This is a genomic window from Collinsella sp. AM24-1, assembly GCF_003470325.1.
GTDB lineage: Bacteria > Actinomycetota > Coriobacteriia > Coriobacteriales > Coriobacteriaceae > Collinsella.
Map to the genome: position 1 here is coordinate 1 of NZ_QRHM01000032.1, position 18,008 is coordinate 18,008.

Consider the following 18,008-nt stretch of genomic DNA (forward strand, 5'->3'; position numbering starts at 1 on the left):
ACGGGGCGGAATGTCAATCCTGGTCTAACAGAGCCTTATTTTTTCTTCTAATTATTTTTAAAATAGCAGGTAGATTGCCTGATAAATGTTTTATGTTCCTTATGCACCATACATACCAGCAAGAATCGGGCCTGGCATCTCCGGTTTGCTCCGCAGTGTCAGACCATGTCACGTACGCCCACGACATGGAGGTACCCCATGGATATGATCTCGTTTCTCGCCTCCGAACCCTTCGACCGCAGCGGTGATACGCCGCTCTATGTCCAACTTAAACATCGAATCGCCCTGCTTATCGCCAGCCAGGCGTTCGACACCAAGACGCCGCTGCCACGCGAGCTCGAAATCTGTGAGCGGCTAGAGTTATCGCGCGCGACCGTGCGCCGCTGTTTCCAAGATCTCGTCATCGAGGGGCGCGTGGTGCGCAAACGTGGGCAGGGCACGTTCATCAAACCCCAAACCTCAGCACCCGGCATCGACCTGGCCCTGAATTTCAGCGCGCGGATGCGCGAAGCGGGACGGGTTCCGAGCTCGCAGATTCTCGCCTTTTCAAGCATACCGGCCGTCCGCGGCATCGCCTCCGGGCTCAAAGTGCCCGAGGGGACACCCGTCTGGGAGATTCGCCGCCTGCGTCTCGCCAACGACAAACCCATGGAGCTCAACTACGTCTATATCCCCGTGTCACTTTGCCCCGAGCTCACACGCAAAGACGTGGATGGCTCGCTCTACGCCTACATCGCGGAAAAGACCGGCATCCTGCCCGCAAGCGTCGATGCCGTCTACGAGACGGTCAACCTCGACAAGCATGAGGCGCGCCTTTTGGGACAGAACACCGGTAAGGCGGCGATGCGCATCGTGCGTTCGACCTACGACAAGACGGGAACCCCGTTCGAGGTAGGCGTGCTCATCAGCTGCGACGGTCAGGCAAAGCTGCACGTGCACATCGCCGCCGACAAAACAACCTTCACCGCCACAGCCCAATAAATCCAAAACGTGGGCTCCGCCGTTCGAACGAACGGCGGAGCCCACACTCACTTTCTTTTTCAGCCCTAGTCATCGCGCAAAGCCCCTTCGGCAGCACACGGTGCAGCCGAGTCACCGTAGGCCGGGGCGGGAGGCGGTCCTTTCTCTCGGAAAACTTCGCGAAGCCCAGTTTCCGAGAGAAAGTGTCCGGCTGCCGCCCCGGCCGACCAGGTCACATTACACCGTGTGCTGCGGCAGGTCCTGCAGGGCGATGACGTCCATGCCCATGTCGTTGGCGCTGCCGTGACCCTGCTGGTCCTCGCGCACCGCCTCGATGGCACTCACGTACGTGTTGGCCGCAGACATCGCGGTCACGCAGGTCACACCGCGGCGCACCGCCTCGGTGCGCAGCAGATAGCCGTCGCCGCGCGAGCCCGGACCGTACGGCGTATTGACGATCACCGCAATCTTGCCGTCGGCGATCAGGTCGCCGATGTTGGGGCGCTCGCCGTCGTGCGGGCCGCTAATCTTCTCCACGACCTCGCACGTCACGTTGCCGCCGCGCAGCACGCGCGCCGTACCCTCGGTGGAGCAGATATCAAAGCCCAGGTAACGCAGGATACGCGCGACCGAAAGGATGTGGCGCTTGTCGCGGTCGCACACGCTGATGAATACCTTGCCGGCGCTCGGGTCGGGCAGCTTGTAGTCAATCGCCAGCTGCGTCTTGGCGTATGCCTCGGGATAGCTCTTGGCGATACCCATGACCTCGCCCGTCGACTTCATCTCGGGCCCCAGGATGACGTCGGCGCCCGGGAAACGACCCCAGGGCATGACGGCTTCCTTCATGCAGAACCAGTCCAGCTGACGTTCGTCGCTCGGCAGGCCCAAGCTCGCGATGGAATCGCCTGCCATGATACGCGCCGCGCATTTGGCCAGCGGCACACCGGTGGCCTTGGAGATAAACGGCACGGTACGGCTGGCGCGCGGGTTGGCCTCGATCACGTAGACGGTCTCGCCCTTGATGGCATATTGCACGTTGACCAGACCGCGGACTCCCAGCGCCATCGCGATGCGGCGCGTGGTCTCGCGGAGCTTCGCCTGCAGGCTCTCGCTAAAGCTGAACGGCGGGATGCAGGTCGCGGAGTCGCCGGAGTGAATACCGGCTTCCTCGATATGCTCCAGGATGCCGCCGATGTATACCTCTTCGCCATCGCACAGGGCGTCGACGTCGGACTCGATCGCACCCTCCAGGAAGCGGTCCAGGTACACCGGGTAGTCGGGGCTAATGCGCGCAGCCTCGGCCATGTAATCGCGCAGATGCTCGGCATCGTAGGCGATCATCATGCCGCGGCCGCCCAGCACATAGCTCGGGCGCACCAGCAGCGGATAGCCGATGTGCGCGGCCACGGCCTCGGCCTCCTCAAACGAGGTGGCCTGGCCCGCCGGCGGGTACATGATGCCCAGCTTGTCGAGCAGAGCGGCGAAGCGCTCGCGGTCCTCGGCAAAGTCGATGGCGTCGGGCTTGGTACCCATGATGTTCACGCCGCTCTCCTCGAGCATGCGCGCCAGCTTAAGCGGGGTCTGACCGCCGAGCGTCACCACGACGCCGTCGGGTCGCTCAACATCGATGACATCCATGACGTCCTCGTAGGTGAGCGGCTCAAAGTACAAGCGGTCCGAGGTGTCGTAGTCAGTCGAGACGGTCTCGGGGTTGCAGTTGACCATGATGGTCTCAAAGCCGCGGGCCGCCAGCGCGTAGCTCGCGTGCACGCAGCAGTAATCGAACTCGATACCCTGGCCAATGCGGTTGGGACCGGCGCCCAGGATCATCGCCTTGGGCTTGTCCGCCGGCGTGGTCTCGTCGGGAGCCACGCACTTCTTGGCATCCGGACTCGTGCGGTAGATGTTCTCGTACGTCTTGTAGTGGTACTCCGTGGCGCTCGAGAACTCCGCAGCGCAGGTATCGACCGTCTTCATGCTGGGAACCACGCCCAGACCCTTGCGATAGGCGCGCACAAAGCGCTCGTCCGAGCCGGTCAGCGCGGCGATCTCGGCGTCGCTCGTACCGTACTGCTTGAGCAGGCGCATCGCGTCGGCGTCGATATCCTCCACACGCAGGCCGCGGATGCTCTCCTGGACCTGCACCATATCGTTGATACGGTTGAGGTACCACGGATCGATACCGCAGATGGCATGGATGCGAGCGATGTCCCAGCCACGGCGCAGGGCCTCGACCACAAAGAAGATGCGATGCTCGGTCGGGGTTGCCACGGCCTGAGCAAGCTCGTCGTCGCTCAGCTTATCGGCACCTTCCTTGCCGCCGGCGCAAATGCCCTGGTGGCCGTCCTCCAGCGAGCGCATAGCCTTGCCAAAGGCCTCCTCAAAGGTGCGGCCGATCGCCATGATCTCGCCCACGGCCTTCATGCGCGTGGTGAGCGTGGGGTCGGTACCCTTGAACTTCTCGAAGGCAAAGCGCGGCACCTTGACCACACAGTAGTCGATCGTGGGCTCAAAGCAGGCGGGCGTAGCCTTGGTGATGTCGTTGACGATCTCGTCGAGCGTATAGCCCACGGCCAGACGCGCGGCGGCCTTGGCAATGGGGAAACCCGTGGCCTTGGAGGCCAGCGCGGACGAGCGGCTCACGCGCGGGTTCATCTCGATGACGATCAGGCGGCCGGTGTTGGGGTTCACGGCAAACTGCACGTTGGAGCCACCGGTCTCGACGCCGATCTTCTCAAGAATGGCGAGCGAGGCCACGCGCATGCGCTGATACTCAAGGTCGGAGAGCGTCTGCGCCGGCGCCACGGTGATGGAGTCGCCGGTATGCACGCCCATGGGGTCGAGGTTCTCGATGGAGCACACGATGATGCCGTTGCCGGCGTGGTCACGCATGACCTCCATCTCATACTCTTTCCAGCCCTCGATAGACTCCTCGACCAGCACCTCGTGGGCGGGCGAGAGCTCGAGGCCCTGGCTCACGATGGAGACGAGCTCCTCGTGGGTGTGAGCGATGCCGCCGCCGGCGCCGCCGAGGGTAAAGCTCGGGCGCAGTACGCAGGGATAGCCCACGCGCTCGGCGATAGTCTCGGCGTCGGCCACGCTGTAGGCATAGCCCGAGCGCGCGACCTCCAGGCCAATCTCGGCCATGGCCTCGTTAAAGAGTTTGCGGTCCTCGCCGCGCTCGATAGCGGCAAGGTCGCAGCCGATCATCTCGACGCCGTACTTGTCGAGCGTACCGTCCTTTGCCAGCTCGACGGCGGCGTTCAGACCGGTCTGGCCGCCCAGCGTGGGCAGCAGCGCGTCCGGGCGCTCCTTCTTGATCACGCGCTCGATAAACTCGGCGGTGATGGGCTCGACATAGGTGCGGTCGGCCAAGCCCGGGTCGGTCATGATGGTCGCCGGGTTGGAGTTGACCAGGATGACCTCGAAGCCATCCTCCTTGAGCACCTTGCAGGCCTGGGCGCCGGAGTAGTCAAACTCGCAGGCCTGGCCAATGACGATGGGGCCCGAACCAATGACGAGGATACGCTTGATGTCAGTACGCTTGGGCATGTTAGTTCTCCTCGGTCTCAGTCTCGGCGAAATTCCAGCCAGCCAGGCGGTCCTTCGCGGTGTCGATGTCCAGGTAGTTCTCCTCGCCGTCCATGAGTCGCGTAAAGGCGGTAAAGAGATAGTGGGCATCGGTGGGGCCAGGCGAGGCCTCGGGGTGGTACTGGACCGAGAAGCACGGGGCTTCGAGCAGCTGGATGCCCTCGGCGGTGCCGTCGTTAAGGTTCACATGCGTCAGGCGAATGCGGCCGAAGCGCTCGTTCATCACGACCGGCGCGATTCCGCGGCGCACCCAAACGCGCAGATCTCCATCGACCGCATGCTCGGTCTCGCCGCCGGAAAGTTCGGGGACAAGCTTGCCCAAGCTGGGGAACAGCAGGCCAAAGCCATGGTTTTGCGCGGTAATCTCCACGCGACGGCTCACCAGGTTCATGACCGGCTGGTTGCCACCGCGGTGACCGAACTTAAGCTTTTCCATCTGAGCGCCGCAGGCCAGGCTGATCATCTGGTGACCGAGGCAAATGCCAAAGACCGGCACCTTGCCGATCAGCTGCTGCACCTGCTCGTAGGTCTCCACCACGGCGTCGGGGTCGCCGGGGCCATTGGACAAAAAGACACCGTCGGGATTCATGTCGAGCACCTGCTGGGCGGGCGTATCCCACGGCACGACGGTAAGGTCGCAGCCGGCGCGGACCAGCCCCTCCAGAATACCGCGCTTCACACCGCAGTCGTAGGCGACCACCTTGTGACGGGCAGGAGCGGCAGCCGCAAGTGCAAAGTCATGCGTGGCAGGCAGGTCGACGGCGGCAAAGGCGTGGGGCTCAGGGCAGCTCACGGTCTTGACCAGGTTCTCGCCTACCAGCGTGGGCGCTGCGGCCAGACGCTCGGCAAGCTCGTCGACGTCGAAGATCTCGGTCGAGATAATGCCCATCTTGGAACCATTATCGCGCAGATGGCGCACCAGGGCGCGGGTGTCGACACCCTCGATAGCGACGATGCCGTGAGCGCGCAGGTACTCCGGCACGCTGACGGCCGAGCGCCAGTTAGAAGGCGCGGCGCACATGTCGCGAACGATCATGCCGCGCATAGCCGGAGCGCTCGCAGGGCGCACGGCGTCGCCGGGGAAGGCCGACTGGACGTCGGTCTCGTCGATACCGTAATTGCCGATCTGCGGATAGGTCATGGTTACGATTTGGCCGGCATAACTCGGGTCGGTCATGACCTCAAAGTAGCCCTCGAGCGAGGTGTTGAAGCAGACTTCGCCGGTCGCGGTGCCCTCGGCGCCGCATGCACGTCCATAAAAAATGGTCCCATCCTCAAGATACAGGATGCAGGGACCACAGGTGCCCTTGCTGGTTTTGGCCAGCATACGCTGGCAAAGCTCGCTGGGCGCGAAGGTGCGGGCGGCAGCGCCCGCGGTATGGTTGTTCGCCATAGTTCTCCTTCCCGGTCTCACAGGACCGGCTTAAAGGTGTGTAGTTAGGCCTCGCGGTATTGTAACCGTAAGCATGCCTCATGGCGTTAATTTCATCGAAATGTTTACGAAATGATAATTATGACTTTCTATGCATAATGATTTTTCTAGGACGAGGATTAAAAATCATCCCGCGGGGCTTGTGGCTCACGCGGGATGATGACGTCTTACTTTTTCTTATCCTGCTCCAGCAGTTTGGACGGTGTGCGATCGGGCTTGCCGCCGCGGAAAATCTCGCGGCCATGCAGACGATGCTCCAGGTCACGTTCGGCCTTTTCCTCGTCAATCTTGGTCTGGCTCACCACCGGGTCCTCAATCAACGACGACACCGAGTTCACCTGCTTCTGAATGCGCTCGGCGATGGTGTCATCCATACTCACGATGCGCATCTTCCAGTCGATACTCGTGGCGTTGGATGAGCTCTTGGTCCACACGAACGTCAAAATGGCGCTCTGGTGGCCGCGCGCGGGGAACATGCCAAAGAAGGAATCGTGCTGAATGTTGCTATTCTCGTCGATATAGGCGTGAACGTTATACACCACGCGGTCGATCTTATCGTTGAGCAACGCGTTGGTCGCAAGCGCCGCGGCCTGAATCTGCCCGTTGGACAGCAGCTCGAGCTCGTTGGCAGACGATGTGTCCAACACCGTCACCTCGACCGTGCCCGTGCGTTCATCGGCTTCATCGACGGTAAAATCGAGCGGGAACTGCGTAAAGCCATTGCCCCACTCAAGGCCGCCCTTCAGCGCGGTCGAAACGGTATCGACCGAAACGCTCTCGGACAGGTTGGCGGTGTTCAGGCGACGCATCACGCCGTAGCCAATCTGCATGCCCACGATCAGCACCAAAATACCGATGACCACGGCCATCGCGGTCTTCGTAATGGTATGGCTCACCTGCGAGCCCGAAGGATCGTCCTCGGACAGCGGGTCGATATGTTTTGCCTGGCTCGCGCGGTCCTCGCTGCGCAGCTGCGCTAGCGCCGCTTTGTCACCGCGCTTGACGGCGGCCTCTTTCTCGCGCATGCGCTCGGTACGCTTTTTGGCGAGCGTAGGATCCAAGACGCCGGATGCATCGATTTCGGAGAATAACTCCGTCACTTCTTCCGGAGTCAAAGGGTTCTTGTCAGCCATAAACTTCCTGTCATATCAATCAGTCGAGCTCGTGCGCACGCGCACCTTCGAACTGCATTCGATAGTAACGGGCATAGGTGCCGCCACGGGCGAGAAGCTCCTCGTGCGTGCCACGCTCCACAACGCGACCATGCTCAACGGTCGCAATCTCATCGGCATGCTTAATGGTCGAAAGACGGTGGGCGATGATAATCGTGGTGCGGCCGCGTGCCAGCTCTTCGAGCGACTCCTGCACCGCCTCCTCGCTCTCGTTATCCAAAGCACTCGTCGCCTCGTCTAAAATCAGGATCTTGGGATTCTTGAGAAACACGCGCGCGATGGCAACACGCTGCTTCTGTCCGCCCGAAAGACGGCTGCCGCGCTCGCCCACGACCGTGTCATAGCCCTGTGGAAGCGACTCGATAAAGGCATCGATGTTGGCGCGACGGGCGGCCTCGGCGATCTCTTCCGCCGTAGCGCCCGGCTTGCCGTAGGCGATGTTCTCGCCAATCGTACCGTCAAACAGATAGACATCCTGCTGCACCAGGCCGATGGCGCGGCGCAGGCTCTGCTGCGTCACATCGCGCACGTCCTGACCGTCGATGCTAATGGATCCGGCAGCCACGTCATAAAAGCGCGGCAGCAGCGAACAGGTCGTGGACTTGCCGCCGCCCGAGGGTCCAACCAGCGCGATGGTCTGGCCGGGCTTGATGGACAGATTCATATGGTCGATAACAGGGCGTCCGTCGGCGCCGCCCTCGCCCAACTCAACATCCTCGTAGCTAAAGCACACGTCGTGATACTCCACGGCGCCGGCGGTCACCCGCAGATCCGTGGCGCCCGGCTTGTCCTGGATATCCGGGGCAGTCGAGAGTACCTCGTCCATACGCTTAAAGCCGGCGATGGCCTTCTGATACGTTTCGGCCGAATTGACGAGCGTCTCGAGCGGCGTGCAGAACAGCGAAATATAGAGTGCAAAGGTCGCCATATCGACCGCCTGCAGCTGTCCCTGGGCGACCAGCCAGCCGCCCAGCAGCACCACGATCACATAGAGCACACCCGAGAGCAGGCCATACGTCGCGGTATAGACGCCCATGGCGTGATACATGTTCTCCTTGGACGAAAGATAGCGATTGTTGGAGGCGCGGAACTTGAAGCGTTCGGTCTCCTCATTGGCAAAGCTCTTGACCACGCGCATGCCCGCCAGCGAATCCTGCAGCTGCGCATTGATGCCGCTGATCTTTTTGCGGTTGTCGCTAAAAACCTCGCGCATGCGCATGTTCTGCCAAAACATGACGACCGCAAACGCCGCCGTCACCACGGCCATGGCGAGCGCGAGCACCGGGGCGATGGTAAAGAGGATCACAAACGAGCCGATAATCTCGATGCCGCAGATGATGATCCACTCGGGTACGTGATGCGCCGCCTCGCAGATATCGAACAGGTCGTTGACCACGCGGCTCATCATGTCACCCGAGCTGTTGCGGTCGAAGTACGCAAAGCTAAAGCGCTCATACTGGTCGAACAGGTCCTCGCGCATTTTGGACTCCATGCGCGCGCCCATCACGTGGCCCCAATAGCTCACAAAGTAGCGGCAGGCGCAGCGGACGGCATACATCAGCACCAAGCCCACCGCGATCATGCCGAGCGCCTGCATAATGGCAGCCTGACCCTGAGTAAATAGCCCACCGGTCAAATTACGCAGAATAATAGGAAAAGCAAGGTCAATGGCGGCAAGCACCAGAGCACAAACAGTATCAGCAACAAAAAGCCCCATCTGGGGCTCGTAATACGAAAGAAACCTCTTCAGCATGTGATCCTCAAAGAAATATCAGCAACGTAAGGCCCTGGGACAAAGCAATCAGTAGTACTTGTCCCAGGGCTATCCCCACTCGTTAAAGCTCCGTGCCCCCAAGGCGGTGTGCGATGCTGTCGCAGGCCAAGGCGCCCACGACGGTCTTGGCGTCTTCGATCTTGCCGTCGAGTACGGCGTCGATCAGCTCATGCAGCGGCACCAGGTCCACGTTGACAAACTCGTCATCATCGGGGTTGGGCGCATCAAACTCGAGCTTGGTAGCCAAGTAGATGTGGATAATCTCATCGCAAAAACCACAGGACGTGACAATCGACGTCAAAAAGCGAATGCGACCAGCCCTAAAGCCCGTCTCCTCATGCAGCTCGCGCTTGGCGCAATCGAGCGGGTCCTCGCCTGGATCGAGCTTGCCGGCGGGAATCTCGACCGTCACGCGGTCGATGGCGGTGCGGTACTGACGCACCAGTACGATCTTGCCGCTCTCGGTCAGTGCCACAACAGCCGCCGCACCCGGATGGCGAACGATATCGCGGGCGCTGCGGCGACCGTTGGGCAGCTCAACCTCAAGACGGTGGACGTCGAGGATCTTGCCCTTCCAGGCGCACTCCTCCGAAAGAATCTTCTCGTGCAGCTCGGCATCGTGCGGGTCGTCATCGCCCAGCACCAGCGCCGGCTCGTCAGCGACCTCGCCACCAGGCTCGCCCTCGGCGTGCCCATACACGCGGCTGTCCTCTTCGACGATCTGCGCGTCCACGAGCTCTTCGTTCTTCTCGTCCATCCGTCTCATTCCTCTCAGATTTTAGGCATCCCAGGCGTCGCGGCCGCGCAGCGCGCGCAGGCCGATGTCGTGACGCAGGGTCTTGCCCTCAAAATCAATCTTCTCGCAGGCCTCGTAGGCAAGGTTGCGGGCGTTCTCAAACGTATCGCCCAGCGCGGTCACGGCAAGCACGCGGCCACCATTGGTCACGAGCTGGCCGTCCACCACGGCAGTGCCCGCGTGGTACACGGTCACGTTCTCCATGGCCTCGGCATCGGCGATACCGGTAATGACCTTGCCTTTCTCGTAGCTGCCGGGATAACCCGCACTCGTCAGGACAACGGCCACGGCCCACTCGTCGCGCCAGTCGAGTTCAATCTGATCGAGCTCGCAGTTGGCGCAGGCGAGCATGACCTCGACCAGGTCGTTCTTAAGGCGCGGCAGAACGACCTGCGTCTCGGGGTCGCCAAAGCGGGCATTGAACTCCAGCACCTTGGGGCCGGCAGGCGTGAGCATAAAGCCGCCGTACAGGCAGCCGCGGTAGTCGATACCCTCGGCAGCGAGCTCGGCCACGGTCTGCTCCATGACCTTCACCATGGTGGCGTGCTCCTCGTCAGTCACGATGGGCACCGGGCTGTAGACGCCCATGCCGCCGGTGTTGGGACCAAGGTCGCCCTCAAGCGCGCGCTTGTGGTCCTGCGAGGTGGCCATGGGGCGCACGGTCTTGCCGTCGGTAAAGGCCAACAGCGAGCACTCGGGACCAACGAGCATCTCCTCGATAACCACGGTGTTGCCGGCATCGCCAAAGGTGCCGCCAAAGCACTCGCGCACGGCCTCCTCGGCCTGCTCAAGTTCGGTCGCCACGATAACGCCCTTGCCTGCGGCAAGGCCGTCGGCCTTGACGACCAGCGGGGCGCCTTGCTCGCGTACGTAGGCGAGAGCCGAAGCCTCGTCGGTAAACGAGCCGTAGGCTGCCGTCGGAATGCCCGCACGCTCCATGAGCTGCTTGGAGAACAGCTTGGAGCCCTCCATCTGGGCGCCCTCGGCACCCGGGCCAAAGCAGGGAATACCCGCCGCGCGCACGGCGTCGGCCACGCCCGCCACGAGCGGAGCCTCGGGGCCAATTACCACGAGTCCGCATCCGTGGCTCTGCGCAAACGCCGCCACGGCCGCAGGATCGCAGTCGTCGAGAACAACGTTCTCGCCGCAGCTCGCGGTGCCGCCGTTGCCCGGCGCGATGTAGAGCTTGCCGGCGCGCGGTGATGCTGCGAGCTTGGCTGCCAAAGCATGCTCACGGCCGCCGCTGCCCAACAACAGGATGTCGATGGTTTGAGTGTCCGCCTTCAAGGGTGCCTCCTCTATGGATGAATGGCCCGCTCCGCGCGAGCCCCTTGCAAGCAAATATACCCCTCGGCCGCCCACTTGGGCTGCAAAGGGGTATATCGCAATAACCAAATGATCCCGATTACTTCCAGAATCGGTTGATAATCTGCTCGCGACCAGCGCCAACGCCAATGAACGTCACGCGGGTGTGTGCCAGATCCTCGATAAACGCCACATAGTCCTGAGCCTCTTGCGGCAGCTCGTCAAAGCTGCGGCAACCGGTAATGTCGCACTTCCAGCCGGGGAGCTCCTCGTAGATGGGCTTGGCGTGCTCAAAGCGCACCTGATGCTCGGGCACGCTCGTGTAGCGCTCGCCATCGACGTCGTAGGCCACGCACACCTTGATGGTGTCGAAGGCCGAAAGCACGTCGAGCTTGGTCACGGCGATGTCGGTGAGGCCGTTGACGCGCGAGGCATAGTTGGCGATAGGGCCGTCAAACCAGCCGCAACGACGACGGCGACCGGTGGTCACGCCGTACTCATAGCCCTCCTCGGTCAGCGTGTGGCCGGCCTCGGACTCATAGGAAAGCTCGGTGGGCATGGGGCCCGAACCGACGCGGGTGATATAGGCCTTCATGACGCCCAGCACGCGGTCGACGTTCTTCATGCCCACGCCGGAGCCGGTGATGGCGCCGCCGGCGGTGCAGTTAGAAGACGTCACGTACGGATAGGTGCCGTGGTCGATGTCGAGCAGCGTGGCCTGGGCGCCCTCAAACAGCAGGTCCTTACCCTCGTCGATCATGTTGTTGAGCAGCAAGCTCGTCTCGGTGATGTAGGGGCGCAGGCGCTCGGCCATGGGCAGATACTCGTCGCAAATCTGGTCCACGGTGTAGGTGGGCAGGTTGTAGATGAGCTCAAGCTCGGGGTTCACGCGGGCAAGAGCGGTCTCCAGCTTGTCGCGGAACAGTGCCTCGTCCAGCATGTCCTGCATGCGCAGGCCGATGCGGGCCATCTTGTCCTGGTAGCACGGACCGATGCCGCGCTTGGTGGTACCGATGTTCTTCTTGCCGAGCTTCTGCTCAAAGGCGCCATCCAGATCGATGTGGTACGGCATGATGACATGCGCGTTGCCGCTAATCTTGAGGTTCTTGGTGGTGATGCCGTCGGCCTCGAACATGTCGATCTCCTCAAGGACAACCTTGGGGTTGACGACGCAGCCGTTACCGATCACCGACACGTGGTCGGAATACATGATGCCGGAGGGCACCTGGTGCAGGCCGTACTTCTTGCCGTTGACGACGATGGTGTGACCGGCGTTGTTGCCGCCCGAGTAGCGCACGACGGCATCGAAGTCGCCGGCGACCAGGTCGCAAATCTTACCCTTGCCCTCATCGCCCCACTGGGCACCGACCAAAACGGTTGACGGCATGTTTACTCCTTACATTCATGGACTGTCTACGCGCCACGCCGGCACGCAGAAGCACAAAACATTCCCAGTATACCCGTGCAACGGGCGCCTGTCCTACTCCTCGGCATGTGCCCCATCAAGCTCATAGAACTTGGTGGATGCCGGCAGGAACATCAGGTCGACGTCGCCGATCGGGCCCGAACGGTTCTTGGCCACGACGATACGCGTAACGCCCTCGTCGGGTCGATCGTCGCGCGAGGCTTCGGCCTCATCGGCGGAGCGGTCCAAGAACATAACGATATCGGCGTCCTGCTCGATGGAGCCCGATTCACGAAGGTCGGAAAGCTGCGGGCGCTTGCCGGTACGGGATTCGACCTGACGCGAGAGCTGCGACAGCGCGATGAGCGGGATCTTGAGTTCCTTGGCCATGATCTTCAGACCACGCGACATCTCGGAGACCTCGACGGTACGGCTCTCGGAGCGGCGTCCCGGCGGAGGACTCACCAGCTGCAGGTAGTCCAGGATGATGATGGCCTTCTCCTTGTTGTGGAGCATGCGGCGGCTCTTGGCGCGAATCTCGGTCACTGTGGTGCCGGGCGTATCGTCAATCAGAATATCGAGCTTGGACAAGGTCTGCGTGGCCTCGTTGATATTGGCCCACTGCTCGGGGCTAATGCGGCCCATGCGGAAGTCACTGATCGAAATCATGGCGTAGGCGCAAATCAGACGCTGGGCAATTTCCTTGCCCGACATCTCCAGCGAGAAGAAGCCGACGGTATAACCGGCCGCGGCAGCGTTGAGCGCCAGATTCAGGGCGAACGACGTCTTACCCACAGCAGGGCGGGCGCCGATGATGATGAGCTGGCCCTCGCGAAAACCCATGAGCATGCGGTCGAGCGACGGGAAGCCCGTGGGCACGCCCGCAGCCTGGCCGCCTGCCTGGCACACTTCCTCGGCCTCGTTATAGGCCTCGACCATAAACTCGGTCAGCGTCTTGTAGCTCGACTTGACCTCGCGCGCCGTGACCTTGAGCAACTTGCTCTCGGCCAGCTCCACGACCTCTTTGGTATCGGTGGGAGCGTTATAGGCCAGCGCGTTGATCTCGTTGGTGGCGCCGATCAGCTCGCGCAGCATCGAATCGCGGCGAACGATAGCGGCATGGTGCTGCCAGTTGACGAGCGACAGGGTCTGACCCATCAACTCCAAAATATAGGCCTCGCCGCCCACGGCATCAAGCTTGTTAATGCTTCTCAGGTAGTCGATCAGCGAGATGGAGTCGATGGGAATGCGGCTGTTGTACATATCGACCATCGCGGTATAGATGGTCTTATGAATGGGCCGGTAGAAGTCATCGGGCTGCAGCTCGACCTGGGCCTCTTCGACCACCTCGGGCGATAGCAGCATAGCGGCCAGTACATTGGCCTCTGCATCTTGGTTTTGGGGAAGACCCAACTTTGAGCCGCGGTCCTCAACCGTCAGCCCGGTCTCCCTATCGTCATATGCCATGAGCATCCTCATTCATATCGCTTGCGAGCATCCATAGTATCAGCCACAGCTTTAAATCGAGGCGCGCCTTAACAATCATCACCGAACCAAACGGATGAACGGTCCCTTATGTGCGTTGTGTTAGACGCTTTGGATACTGGGACTTTTCCTATAATCTTTCTTGCTTAGATAGCAGGCGAAAGCGAAGGAGCTCCTATGGTCACCAAGGATGATGCGTGTTGGATAATCGGCCTTTCCGCAGGTGCGGGCATTGGCGTATACCTTGATGGCGGCTGGGGCATCGATGCGCTTGTCGGGCGTGAGACCAGGGCTCATAACGACATCGACCTGTTCGTTCAGCGCGGGGATTACCAAAGGTTCGTGGATCTAATTGCTGATGAGGGGTTTTCCGAGGTGGCTGCATCTTTCACCACCGAAGATCACACGGTGTGGCAAGACGAGGCGGGGCGCATCGTCGACCTGCATTGCTTCGATTTCGCCGAGAATGGCGATATTCTGTATCAGGGAGATCGTTTTCCCGGGGAGGTCTTTTCGGGGAGGGGGCGCATCGGCGAGGTGGAGGTGTCGTGCATCGACCCCGAAAGCCAGCTGTTGTTTCACTTGGGCTATCAGCATGACGAGCACGACGCCCACGATGTCATGCTCCTATGCCGTGAGTACGGTTTCGACGTTCCCGAAGAATATCGCTAGCTGTTGCTATTTGCATCGGGGCACGACTTCAGCGCTTGCCGCAGATGCGCTGCGCCAGACCGCCCTGGACATCACGCCACGCCGTATATGGCCCTCCGCGCACGCGAGTCCCATTTCGCCTGCTTGATCCAGTACTCGTAGAACGGATAGGGGGTCACCTTGTACTGGCGCCAGGTCTTCTCGTACGTGCCGCGGGCTGCCTGCCTCACTATGAGCTCGGCGAGCTCGTCCGCGCTCCTGCGGACCTTGAAGCACCATGTCCACTTGAACCAGGCGAGGTAGTTCTCGAGGCGTCTCGTGGAGACACCCCGGAACCTGCCGATGAAGTGCCTCATCTGGGAGTGGAGGCTGTTCACCCTGTTGATGGCGTGCTCCTCCCTCTTGCTGGCGATGTGCGCGCCGACGCCGAGGGCGGGCAGGACGCGGCGGTACACGTGCGCACGGTCCGTCGAGATTATCGCGCCGACCGCGAGCTTGTCGGCGAGCAGCTCCCTGGCTGCCGCCTCGTCGAGGCCGCCCCTCCCCGCGATCTCGTAGAAGATGTCGCCGGCGTCGTTGATGCCGGTGAGCACGCATATCTTCTCGTGCCCGTCGGTTCCCTGCGACCTTGTGCGGGGCTTCCTGGGCATGCCGGACTCCGACCTGGAGCGGTTTCCCTTGAAGCTCTCCCTGAAGAAGCACTCGTCGAGCTCGGCCCCGCCGCCGGCCTCCACGCGGAAGGCGGGCATGCGCTTGGCCATGGCCTCGAGCAGCCTGTGGCGCATGAAGAACGCCGTCTTGAGGCACACGCCGCACTTTTCCGCCGACTCGCGCAGCGGGAGCATGTCCACGTGGCACTCCGCGAACCTCATCCAGGCCGACCTGTCGAGCTTGGTGGTGGAGAAGGTGCGCATGGTGGCGTCGGTGAAGGTCCTGGCGCACCCTCGGCAGAGGAACCGCTGACGGCCGCTCCCGTCTCGCCCCCTCTTCACGTAATGCGGGGAGCCGCACCAGGGGCAGGCTCTGTCGGGATCGTCTTCCGCCCCCTCGCTTGCCGCGAGTTCGAAAAGCTCCGCGTCTATCAGCGCCTTGAGCGATCTCAGGGCCCTGCTCTTCTCGGCAGCCGTCATCTGCGGGAGGAACTGCCTCGTCAGCTGGGTGAGCACGTCTTCCATTGCAACCTCCATCTCTCCTGATGATGGAATTGTCGCAACCGGGGCCCCGTCGCGTGTACTGCGTGCAGGACACTTATCCAAAGTGGTCTAACACAACGCTTATGTGGGACTGCATCTCAATGTATGACGTGACACCCACTCAGCGCAAAAAATAAAAGGGCGCCCCGGTCTCTCAGAGCGCCCTTCTTAGAACAAGATTGTTGCGTTGCAGCAAATGCTACTCGGCAGCAGCCTCGGTCTCGACCTCGGCGGTCTCGGCCTCGGCGACCTCAGCGGCCTCCTCGACCTCAGCATCGGCAGCGAGCTCCTCGGCGGTAACGCCGACGAGAACGACAACCTCGGCCTTGATCTCGCGGTACAGCGAGATGGCAACGGTGTGGGCACCGGCAACCTTGATGGGCTTGCCGAGCTCGACGCGCTTGCGGTCGATGTCCATACCGAGCTGATCCTTGATGGCGTCAGCGATCATAGCGGCGGTAACGGAGCCAAAGAGGATGCCCTCGTCGCCGACCTTGACGTCAACGGTGACCTGCTTGCCCTCGAGGGCAGCCTTGGTCTCGTTGGCGGTAGCCAGACGGACGGCCTCGCGCTTGGCTATGTTGTTGCGACGCTCGTCAAGCTGCTTGAGGTTGCCCTTGGTGGCGGCAACAGCGAGCTTCTTGGGGAACAGGAAGTTCTCAGCGTAACCCTGAGCGACCTCTACGACGTCACCCTCGCCGCCCTTGCCCTTGATCTCATCGAGAAGAATAACCTTCATGATGCGTCTCCCTTCTTAGCCGCGGTCGCGGTTGCCACGAGAGGAAACCACGGGGACGGTGTACGGCAGGAGAGCCATCTCGCGGGCACGCTTGATGGCGTTGGCGATGTCATGCTGATGCTGCGTGCAAGCGCCAGTGACGCGACGGGGCTTGATCTTGCCACGGTCGGTCATGTACTTACGGAGAAGCTGAGTGTCCTTATAGTCGATGAACTCAGTGTTCTCCTTGCAGAACTGGCAGTACTTACGACGCGGCTGACGTGCAGAAAAATCATTAGCCATGTCAAAATACCTTTCATTTGGCAACTTCGGCGAACCGAAGCCGCCTCTCACTCAAAAATAGGTGAACAACCCTTAAAACGGGATGTCCTCATCGTAGACGTCGACCGCGGGCGGCGTAGCCACCGGTGCGGCAGGACGTGCTGTGGGCGCAGGAGCTGCGGGGGCGTAACCGCCCTGATCGTAGCCACCCTGGCCACCACGGGAGCTCATAAACTCGATCTCATCAACGATGACCTCAAGCTTGCTCCGGCGCTGGCCGTCGCGTTCCCAAGAGCTGTAGCGCAGCTTGCCCTCGATCGCGACCTTGTTTCCCTTTGCCAGGAAACGGCTCACGGCCTCGGCGCGGGTGCCGAACATAGTGCAGTCGACAAAGTTGGGATAATCCTCCCACTCGCCAGTCTGCGCGTTGCGGCGACGATCGTTCACAGCGACGCCAAAGGACAGAACCTGGGTTCCGCCGGCGGTGGCGCGCAGCTCGGGATCGCGGGTGAGGTTACCGGTGATGTTCACTCGATTGATGCTCATAACTCACTACTTCCTCTTGGGGCACAAGCCCAGTCCAAAACGACAGTCTTACTCCTGGTCGTCGCGACGGACGATCATGTGGCGGACCACAGCGTCGGTGATGCGCAGGACGCGATCAAGCTCGGCGATCTGGGTAGGATCTGCGTGGAAGTTGATGAGGGTGTAGTCACCATCGGTGAGGTCGTTGATCTCGTAGGCGAGCTTGCGCTTGCCCCACTCGTCAACGGAGTCGACCTTGCCAGCGCCCTCAGCGATCGTGGTATCGATACGCTTCATAACAGCGAGACGAGTCTCGGGGTCGAGCGACGGGTCAACAAAGAACAGCAGTTCATAAGCCTTCATATTGTCACCTCCTCTGGGCAAATGTGGCTTCAGGTCGTGAAGGTGCGCCTGAAGCAGGAAAAGACTTGGTAATAATATCTTTCAACCTCCCAGGCCGCAAGAATATGCAGCTACAACCTCATGACCTCCACATATGCCCATACTCGCACGGCACTTCATGCGTCTTCCAACCAAATGCTGACCAAATGCTTGACGGAACTGTGGACAAGATACGGCGCCGTGGGGACAAGTCGCACCAAGCCACAGGTCAACGGGCACAACGCTGTGGTCGCGAAATGCATACCAGTGGTCCACAGCACCACCCAAAGATTTTTAAAGGCTCTGTTAGACCAGGATTGACATTCCGCCCCGTCATC

At 61.3% G+C, this 18,008-nt stretch carries 15 protein-coding genes; 2 read left to right on the top strand and 13 right to left on the bottom strand.

The annotated features are described in order from the left end of the window. The first annotated feature begins 198 nt into the window (after positions 1 to 198). Positions 199 to 981, top strand: coding sequence for a GntR family transcriptional regulator (locus DW661_RS09355; protein WP_158551165.1), 783 nt, complete (start codon positions 199 to 201; stop codon positions 979 to 981). Between the two features lie 216 nt (positions 982 to 1,197). On the opposite strand, the gene carB is transcribed toward DW661_RS09355, so the two are convergent. The 8 genes from carB to dnaB form a co-directional block, all read right to left on the bottom strand. Next, positions 1,198 to 4,512 (bottom strand): carbamoyl-phosphate synthase large subunit, encoded by a 3,315-nt coding sequence (carB, locus tag DW661_RS09360; protein WP_118935420.1) that lies wholly within the window; start codon positions 4,510 to 4,512, stop codon positions 1,198 to 1,200. Position 4,513: 1 nt separating this feature from the next. Further along, complete coding sequence (carA, locus tag DW661_RS09365) at positions 4,514 to 5,944, bottom strand: glutamine-hydrolyzing carbamoyl-phosphate synthase small subunit (protein WP_118935421.1); 1,431 nt, start codon at positions 5,942 to 5,944, stop codon at positions 4,514 to 4,516. Between the two features lie 206 nt (positions 5,945 to 6,150). After that, positions 6,151 to 7,116: a hypothetical protein gene (locus DW661_RS09370; protein ID WP_117817445.1), complete on the bottom strand. Its 966-nt coding sequence runs from the start codon at positions 7,114 to 7,116 to the stop codon at positions 6,151 to 6,153. A gap of 19 nt (positions 7,117 to 7,135) precedes the next feature. Then, the gene (locus DW661_RS09375; RefSeq protein ID WP_117817443.1) at positions 7,136 to 8,908 is read right to left on the bottom strand and encodes an ABC transporter ATP-binding protein; all 1,773 of its coding nucleotides are present in this window, start codon (positions 8,906 to 8,908) and stop codon (positions 7,136 to 7,138) included. Between the two features lie 82 nt (positions 8,909 to 8,990). Then, complete coding sequence (locus tag DW661_RS09380) at positions 8,991 to 9,686, bottom strand: NUDIX domain-containing protein (RefSeq protein ID WP_195568396.1); 696 nt, start codon at positions 9,684 to 9,686, stop codon at positions 8,991 to 8,993. Between the two features lie 21 nt (positions 9,687 to 9,707). Continuing rightward, complete coding sequence (gene purD / locus DW661_RS09385) at positions 9,708 to 11,012, bottom strand: phosphoribosylamine--glycine ligase (RefSeq protein ID WP_117817441.1); 1,305 nt, start codon at positions 11,010 to 11,012, stop codon at positions 9,708 to 9,710. A 118-nt stretch (positions 11,013 to 11,130) separates the two neighbouring features. After that, entirely contained in the window at positions 11,131 to 12,417 is a 1,287-nt protein-coding gene (locus DW661_RS09390) for an adenylosuccinate synthase (RefSeq protein WP_022094075.1), read from the bottom strand. 93 nt (positions 12,418 to 12,510) lie between these two features. After that, the gene (dnaB, locus tag DW661_RS09395) at positions 12,511 to 13,908 is read right to left on the bottom strand and encodes a replicative DNA helicase (RefSeq protein WP_006235827.1); all 1,398 of its coding nucleotides are present in this window, start codon (positions 13,906 to 13,908) and stop codon (positions 12,511 to 12,513) included. A gap of 189 nt (positions 13,909 to 14,097) precedes the next feature. On the opposite strand from dnaB, the gene DW661_RS09400 reads away from it, so the two are divergent. Further along, positions 14,098 to 14,592, top strand: a complete 495-nt coding sequence (locus tag DW661_RS09400) for a nucleotidyltransferase domain-containing protein (protein ID WP_117629780.1) — start codon at positions 14,098 to 14,100, stop codon at positions 14,590 to 14,592. 71 nt (positions 14,593 to 14,663) lie between these two features. Here the strand turns inward: DW661_RS09400 and DW661_RS09405 are convergent, their stop codons facing one another. From DW661_RS09405 to rpsF, 5 genes are all read right to left on the bottom strand, one after another. After that, positions 14,664 to 15,746: an IS1595 family transposase gene (locus DW661_RS09405; RefSeq protein ID WP_158568439.1), complete on the bottom strand. Its 1,083-nt coding sequence runs from the start codon at positions 15,744 to 15,746 to the stop codon at positions 14,664 to 14,666. Positions 15,747 to 15,963: 217 nt separating this feature from the next. After that, positions 15,964 to 16,503, bottom strand: a complete 540-nt coding sequence (rplI, locus tag DW661_RS09410) for a 50S ribosomal protein L9 (RefSeq protein ID WP_117647790.1) — start codon at positions 16,501 to 16,503, stop codon at positions 15,964 to 15,966. A gap of 15 nt (positions 16,504 to 16,518) precedes the next feature. Further along, positions 16,519 to 16,785, bottom strand: coding sequence for a 30S ribosomal protein S18 (gene rpsR, locus DW661_RS09415; protein WP_006235829.1), 267 nt, complete (start codon positions 16,783 to 16,785; stop codon positions 16,519 to 16,521). A gap of 72 nt (positions 16,786 to 16,857) precedes the next feature. Further along, positions 16,858 to 17,310, bottom strand: a complete 453-nt coding sequence (locus tag DW661_RS09420; protein ID WP_117743356.1) for a single-stranded DNA-binding protein — start codon at positions 17,308 to 17,310, stop codon at positions 16,858 to 16,860. A gap of 48 nt (positions 17,311 to 17,358) precedes the next feature. Beyond that, positions 17,359 to 17,652 carry a 30S ribosomal protein S6 gene (gene rpsF / locus DW661_RS09425; protein ID WP_006235831.1) on the bottom strand — a complete coding sequence of 98 codons (294 nt, stop codon included), beginning with the start codon at positions 17,650 to 17,652 and terminating at the stop codon, positions 17,359 to 17,361. Between the last annotated feature and the right edge of the window lie 356 nt (positions 17,653 to 18,008).